The 5437-nt window shown below is 40.6% G+C and carries 5 protein-coding genes; 4 read left to right on the top strand and 1 reads right to left on the bottom strand.

The annotated features are described in order from the left end of the window. Positions 1-314: hypothetical protein (locus KG732_RS12835; protein WP_213524404.1), on the bottom strand; the 314-nt coding region annotated here is incomplete at its 3' end. A gap of 712 nt (positions 315-1026) precedes the next feature. Between KG732_RS12835 and KG732_RS12830 the strand changes: the two genes are divergently transcribed. The 4 genes from KG732_RS12830 to KG732_RS12815 form a co-directional block, all read left to right on the top strand. Further along, positions 1027-1515, top strand: a complete 489-nt coding sequence (locus KG732_RS12830; RefSeq protein WP_213524402.1) for a T9SS type A sorting domain-containing protein — start codon at positions 1027-1029, stop codon at positions 1513-1515. 11 nt (positions 1516-1526) lie between these two features. Then, on the top strand, positions 1527-2192 hold the full coding sequence (locus KG732_RS12825) for a hypothetical protein (RefSeq protein WP_213524400.1): 666 nt from the start codon (positions 1527-1529) through the stop codon (positions 2190-2192). A gap of 21 nt (positions 2193-2213) precedes the next feature. Continuing rightward, complete coding sequence (locus KG732_RS12820; protein ID WP_213524398.1) at positions 2214-2909, top strand: hypothetical protein; 696 nt, start codon at positions 2214-2216, stop codon at positions 2907-2909. A 41-nt stretch (positions 2910-2950) separates the two neighbouring features. Then, positions 2951-5437: hypothetical protein (locus KG732_RS12815; protein WP_213524396.1), on the top strand; the 2487-nt coding region annotated here is incomplete at its 3' end.

Below are 5437 nucleotides of genomic sequence, written 5' to 3'. Positions count from 1 at the left end.
GCACTTATAGACTCGCTTAATTTAACATCCTTTACATTAATGATATCAACATCACCCCTGCTCCACAAAGAACTTGTTTCGGTTGGTATTTGGTCTATTTGAGCTGTGATGTTTTTTAATTTGGGGTAACCATAGATCAACTCCGGACTCCTTAATACCTTAACAAATACAAGCAACCATATAACACTCATTACTAATGACCCATGATAACCCAGTACTCGTGTTTCCTCTTGAATTTCACTAAAAACAGAATAAACCAACCTAAAAGAGAGTATACACATAATCACAAAGAGAAACATAGTCCAATGTCTCATTTTCGCTTCATGTTCACTTGATAATCGCACAAATACAGGACTTTTGCGCCATAACTTTTTATACCCCAAGTACAGGCACATGGAACTATAACTTATAATAAAACCAAGAATACTAAAAGCTTGTACAGTCTCAATATGAGCACTATACATTTCTGAAAAATGATGTTGAAAACTATTTAGGAAAAGATTAACCGAGGGAAAAATTAAATGCAGCAAATGTCTTGGGTTAAAATATATCCTATCGGCATAAAGTGAATCAAAGTATAAGTAAAAAGTGGGGATGGCAAATAAATAAATAGGTCCTATGTAAACGTAATACTCATTAATAATTGGTGTGTCATAAATGCCCAATAAACCATTGTGAATAAGCCTAACGGAAATAAAAAAAAAGAGCACAAGAAGGTAGATATTAAAAAGAGCACTCTTTTTGAAAGACATTATAATAAAAAGGATAACCAGAAATCCTAAAAATCCGACGAATAAGGATAGGAAACTAATGAAATGGTCCAGCATGCTAAGGGTCTGTTTTATTTCAAACCATAGGTTTAATTCTATTAACAACGGCCAAATATAAGCAATTTTTTGAGGTTGACAATTGTTACTGCTTTATTGGAAAGTTTACTGTTTTCATAGAATATCCTATTTTGTGCAACGGGTTTGGAAGCCTCATAGCGGTTTCTTAGTAATTTTGTAACCCCCCAAATGCGCAAAAATGAAACACACATCACTTACACTACTTGTATTCTTTTTCACCATTTTAAACAGCGTTGCCCAAGACTTGAAGCATCAAATGATCAGCGCGCAAGGGGCGTCTGTTGTGACAGAATCCGGAATAAGAATAACACAAACCATTGGTCAACAATCAATAACCGGAAATTCTTCAGGCGATGTAGTTGTGCAACAAGGCTACCAACAAAGCTTCTGGAAAATTCTAGTGTCTCAAAATACGATCGATACAAATGTCATCAAGCTTTATCCTAATCCAGCCAGTGATACTTTATATGTGCATTTTGGGACGCTTACCGACCTACCGATTCACCTCAACCTTTTTGATTTAAACGGGCGCTTGGTTTTTAACCGAAACCTTAGAATTGAAAATCATCAAATCAGCATAGATGTATCTAGTTTAGATATGGGGATGTATTTGATTAAAATTAAAGGCGCAAAATTAAATTACTACTCTAAAATACTAGTCAACTAAACCAACAACCAATGATGATTAAAAAAACACTCTTGATTTTTCTTTTATTAGGTTTTTCAAATCTCTATTCTCAAGAGATCTATTTAAAAACTGGTAAAAACACGACCAAATTTGACTTCTCAAGTCCAAATAACAATCCTGAAATATCCTACAGGTCTGGATCTGGTGAGTTTTATGAAATCGGATACCTCTTTAATTTAAAAAATCAAAAACTAACTTATTCTATTGCTTTGACCTATAATGAATGGAACGCTTCTGCCTCCTACCTAGGCAATAATTATAATTGGGAAACAAATTACCTTGGCATACAACAAATAGGGTCTTACCAATTATATAAATCCACTGGTATTGAAGTGATAATCTTAGGGGGTGTCAATACCGCTACCATTGTTAGCGGTGATCAATTTATTAATACCTCTTATTTCGATATTAAAAATGACGTAGAATTTTCGGGAATAGTGATACAGCCGCTATTAGGGGCTAGTTTAAAATATTTTATTTCTGAAAAAATAAGTTTGAGTTTAGGGTATAATTTTTCTACAGCATACAACTTGTCTAACAGCACCGATGAAACATTAATAGTTAAAAATAGCCAATTTCAATTTGGAATCCACATTCCGATTTGGAAATCAAATTCCAATATGAATACGTCTTCTAATCTGACATCACCAAACTAATTAAATACATTCAAAAAAATTATGAAAAGCATATTACTCACCTTAATATTTTTTGTGTCATTGGCTGGTTTTTCTCAAACAAATGGGATTACCTATCAAGCGGTCATTCTAAACCCTGCAGCAGAAGAATTGCCTGGCATAAACGATTTTAACACCCCTTTATCCAATCAAAATATATGTCTACAGTTTTCTATTTTGGATGAAAATTTAGTAATTGAATATCAAGAAACTATTAGCACAAGCACTGATGCTTTTGGTATGGTTAATTTAATTATTGGTTCTGGAACCCAAATTGCTGGCTATGCCAACACCTTTCAAGGTATTCTTTGGAATAATAATGCAAAAAATCTTAAAGTTGATTTAAATGTCGATGGTACCTGTTCCAATTTTAGTGAAATAAGCAATCAGCCATTTACCTTCGTTCCCTTTGCCCTTTATGCTCTAAATTCTGAAAATACGGCTTTAATTGAAGACAACTTAATGGCGATTCTAGATCTTCAAGAAGAACTGGATACCACCCAAACCGGTGCCGGCTTAAATGCCAATGGTACCTATACCGCAAATACGGCTGCGACTTATATTGGCGGAGCCACCTCAGTGGTTAATGCTACTGATGTGTTGGATGCAGCTGTTACAACAGTACAAGCAGATGTAGATGCCAATGAAATAGCATCAATACCGCAGATGCGACCTTACAAACCAATATCGACAACTTAGCTTCTGCTTCTTCAGGCGATACTACCGCACTACAAGCAGAGTTGGATGCAACTCAAACAGGTGCCGGCTTAAATGCCAATGGTACCTATACCGCAAATACGGCTGCGACTTATATTGGCGGAGCCACCTCAGTGGTTAATGCTACTGATGTGTTAGATGCAGCTGTTACAACAGTACAAGCAGATGTAGATGCCAATGAAATAGCATCCAATACCGCAGATGCGACCTTACAAACCAATATCGACAACTTAGCTTCTGCTTCTTCAGGCGATACTACCGCACTGCAAGCAGAGTTGGATGCAACTCAAACCGGTGCCGGCTTAAATGCCAATGGTACCTATACCGCAAATACGGCTGCGACTTATATTGGCGGAGCCACCTCAGTGGTTAATGCTACTGATGTGTTAGATGCAGCTGTTACAACAGTGCAAGCAGATGTAGATGCCAATGAAACAGCATCCAATACCGCCGATACCACCTTGCAAACCAATATCGAAACCCTAACTAACGCTTCTTCAGCCAATACCGATGCTCTGCAATCAGAATTAGATACCACCCAAACGGGCGCTGGCTTAAATGCCGATGGTACTTATACCGCAAATGCCACAGCCACTTATATTGCCGGGTCAACATCAGTCGTTGAAGCTACAGATGATTTGGATGCAGCAATTACAGGTGTGCAAGCAGATGTAGATGCCAATGAAACAGCATCCAATACTGCGGATACCACCCTACAAACCAATATCGACAACCTAACTAACGCTTCTTCTGACAATACCGACGCACTGCAATCAGAACTGGATACCACCCAAACGGGTGCGGGCCTAAATACCGATGGTACCTATACCGCTAACGCCACGGCCACTTATATTGCCGGGTCAACCTCAGTCGTAAAGGCTACAGAAGATTTAGATGCTGCCGTTAAAGGCGTGCAAGACGATGTGAATCAAAACGAAGCCGATAGCGACACCGCCATTGCTAATGTTCAAGCAGATGTAGATGCCAATGAAACAGCATCCAATACCGCAGATACCACCTTACAAACCAATATCGACACCTTAGCTAGCAATTCTTCAGCCAATACCGATGCACTGCAATCAGAACTGGATACCACACAAACGGGTGCGGGCCTAAATGACGATGGTACCTATACCGCAAATACCACAGCCACTTATATTGCCGGAGCAACCTCAGTCGTCAAGGCTACGGAGGATTTAGATGCTGCCGTTAAAGGCGTTCAAGACGATGTGAATCAAAACGAAGCCGATAGCGACACCGCCATCGCTAATGTTCAAGAAGATGTAGACGCCAATGAAACTGCATCAAATACCGCCGATACCACCTTGCAAACCAATATCGACACCTTAGCTAACGCTTCTTCAGCCAATACCGATGCACTGCAATCAGAACTGAACACCACACAAACGGGCGCTGGCTTAAATGCCGATGGTACCTATACCGCAAATACCACGGCCACTTACATTGCCGGAGCAACCTCAGTCGTAAAGGCTACGGAGGATTTAGATGCTGCCGTTAAAGGCGTTCAAGACGATGTAGACGCCAATGAAACTGCATCAAATACCGCCGATACCACCTTACAAACCAATATCGACACCCTAACTAACGCTTCTTCAGCCAATACCGACGCTCTGCAATCAGAACTGGACACCACCCAAACCGGATCTGGCCTAAATGCCGATGGTACCTATACCGCAAATGCCACAGCAACTTACATTGCCGGAGCAACCTCAGTCGTTATAGCTACGGAGGATTTAGATGCTGCCGTTAAAGGTGTTCAAGACGATGTGAATCAAAACGAAGCCGATAGCGACACCGCCATCGCTAATGTTCAAGAAGATGTAGATGCCAATGAAACAGCATCCAATACCGCCGATACCACCTTACAAACCAATATCGACAACCTAGCTAACGCTTCTTCAGCCAATACCGATGCTCTGCAATCAGAATTAGATACCACCCAAACGGGCGCTGGCTTAAATGCCGATGGTACCTATACCGCAAATGCCACGGCAACTTATATTGCTGGATCAACCTCAGTCGTTAAGGCTACGAATGCTTTGGATGCAGCCGTTACAGCAGTGCAAGCAGATGTAGATGCCAATGAAACAGCATCCAATACCGCGGATACCGCCTTACAAACCAATATCGACACCTTAGCTAACGCTTCTTCAGCCAATACCGACGCACTGCAATCAGAATTGGATACCACACAAACGGGTGCGGGCCTAAATGACGATGGTACTTATTCCGCAAATGCCACAGCCACTTATATTGCCGGATCAACATCAGTCGTTGAAGCTACAGATGATTTAGATGCAGCAATTACAGGTGTGCAAGCAGATGTAGATGCCAATGAAACAGCATCCAATACCGCCGATACCACCTTACAAACCAATATCGACACCTTAGCTAGCAATTCTTCAGCCAATACCGACGCACTGCAATCAGAACTGGATACCACCCAAACGGGCGCGGGCTTAAATACCGATGGGACCTACACCGCAAAT

Source organism: Nonlabens sp., from assembly GCF_018401815.1.
Lineage (GTDB): Bacteria > Bacteroidota > Bacteroidia > Flavobacteriales > Flavobacteriaceae > Nonlabens.
This window is presented reverse-complemented; position numbering and strand designations above follow the sequence as displayed.

Bases quoted from the DNA above. Each gene is read 5' to 3' on its own strand.
- KG732_RS12830 (WP_213524402.1), top strand. From the start codon at position 1,027: ATGAAACACACATCACTTACACTACTTGTATTCTTTTTCACCATTTTA.
- KG732_RS12825 (WP_213524400.1), top strand. From the start codon at position 1,527: ATGATGATTAAAAAAACACTCTTGATTTTTCTTTTATTAGGTTTTTCA.
- KG732_RS12820 (WP_213524398.1), top strand. From the start codon at position 2,214: ATGAAAAGCATATTACTCACCTTAATATTTTTTGTGTCATTGGCTGGT.